This is a genomic window from Bathymodiolus azoricus thioautotrophic gill symbiont (assembly GCF_001298715.1).
Lineage (GTDB): Bacteria > Pseudomonadota > Gammaproteobacteria > PS1 > Pseudothioglobaceae > Thiodubiliella.
The window spans coordinates 1-1809 of the sequence record NZ_CDSC02000185.1 but is presented as its reverse complement, the minus strand read 5'-3'; the positions used below and the strand labels follow the sequence as shown (position 1 = coordinate 1809).

The 1809-nt window shown below is 43.8% G+C and carries 1 protein-coding gene and 1 pseudogene; both read right to left on the bottom strand.

All coding sequences use genetic code 11. The annotated features are described in order from the left end of the window. Positions 1-42: 42 nt before the first annotated feature. Complete coding sequence (locus tag BAZSYMA_RS10330; RefSeq protein WP_241502539.1) at positions 43-777, bottom strand: HvfA family oxazolone/thioamide-modified RiPP metallophore; 735 nt, start codon at positions 775-777, stop codon at positions 43-45. 113 nt (positions 778-890) lie between these two features. Then, positions 891-1764: pseudogene (gene sucD, locus BAZSYMA_RS03615) on the bottom strand (succinate--CoA ligase subunit alpha). Between the last annotated feature and the right edge of the window lie 45 nt (positions 1765-1809).

Sequence of the window (1809 nt, the reverse complement as noted above, 5' to 3'; positions counted from 1 at the left end):
CGCGCGGTGGCGCGCCTACTTATATATAAGGTTACTTCGGGTTTATTTACCAGCAGCTTGCTCAGGCGTTACCATAACGCCGCAACTTGCTTCTTTGCCTTTCATATTCATACCCTTCATATCGCCACCTTGTTTTCCGTTCATTCCTTTCATGCCTCCCATTCCCTTCATATTGCCCATACCGCCTTGCATATCCATGCCTTTCATGTCACCCATGCCGCATTTACCTTCTTTTCCTTTCATCATTGCGCCACACATCTGCTCCATGCCTTTTTTCATTTTGCCACCTTGCATCATACCGCCACACATGCCTTGCATGCCTTTCATATCCATTCCTTTATCCATGTTCATGCCATTTTTCATGTCCATGTTTTTCTTCATTTCCTTAGCTTTGTTTTTGCCCCAACCCGATGTGTTGACGGAATAGCCTTTATGCTTTGCTTTTCCAGAGGATGCTTTTTCTTTCATATCACCGCAAGCGCCCTCTTTACCTTTCATCATAGCGCCGCAAGCTTGCTCTAAACCTTTTTTCATTTTGCCATTTTCCATCATGCTGCCACATCGACCTTCGCCACAAGCAGCCTCTGATTTTTTATCCATTTTCATTTTAGAGCCGCACTTCATTTCACCGGCCTTATCTGATTGTGCAAGCTGCATATAGCCGCTATCTAATTCAGTCATCGCAAATGGGTTGCTCTCAGCATTAGCAGCAGATACAGCGAATGAAGATGCTAAAGCGGTACCAATGGTAGTTAAAGTTTTAGTTGTTTTTTTCATATTCTTCCCCTTAGATTATTTATTATTATTTGTTAATATAGTCCTTTTTTCTACACTCATTGCCTTTCCTTTGCAAGGTTTCTCTCGGTACTAAACCGTTTTATAAGAACTTACTACGTCAATAGTCGTTCCTTCATTGCTATGCCCATTGCTGAGGGAGAGTTAACTACTTCGACACCGGCAGATTTTAGTGCGCTAACTTTGCCTTCAGCTGTGCCTTTACCACCAGTAACAATGGCTCCGGCATGGCCCATACGTTTTCCCGCTGGCGCTGTGAGGCCGGTAATATAAGAAACAACAGGTTTGGTAACGTGATTTTGAATATATTCAGCGGCTTCCTCTTCTTCACTGCCACCAATTTCACCCACCATAATAATACCTTGGGTGCTTTCATCCGCTTGAAATCGGCTGATGACATCAATGAAGTTCATACCATGAATAGGATCGCCACCAATGCCAATACAAGTGCTTTGGCCTAAGCCTTGTTGGGTCGTTTGGTGTACTGCTTCATAAGTTAAACGTGCCTGAGCGCGAGACAATCCCAATCGAGCCGGCTTGATGAATATTGCCGGGCATAATACCAATTTTGCATTGTTCAGGAGTAATAATACCCGGGCAATTAGGGCCAATTAATAAAGCACCGCTTTCTTGCATCGCAGCTTTAACACGCAGCATATGTAATACGGGAATGCCTTCTGTAATACAAACAATTAATTTAATGCCTGCATCCACGGCTTCTAAAATCGCATCAGCAGCAAAAAAAGGCGGTACATAAATAACACTCGCATCAGCTTGTGTTGCGTCATAGGCATCTTGTACTGTATTAAATACCGGTAAACCTAGATGTTCAGTGCCACCGCGTCCAGGGGTGACTCCGGCAATTAACTTTGTGCCGTAATCTAAAGCGTGCCGTGCATGAAAAGTGCCTTGTTTGCCGGTAAAACCTTGGCAAATCACTTTGGTATTTTTATCAATTAAAATACTCATGCTGCACCTCTGGCAAGGGCAACAGCTTGTTCCGCAGCATGATCT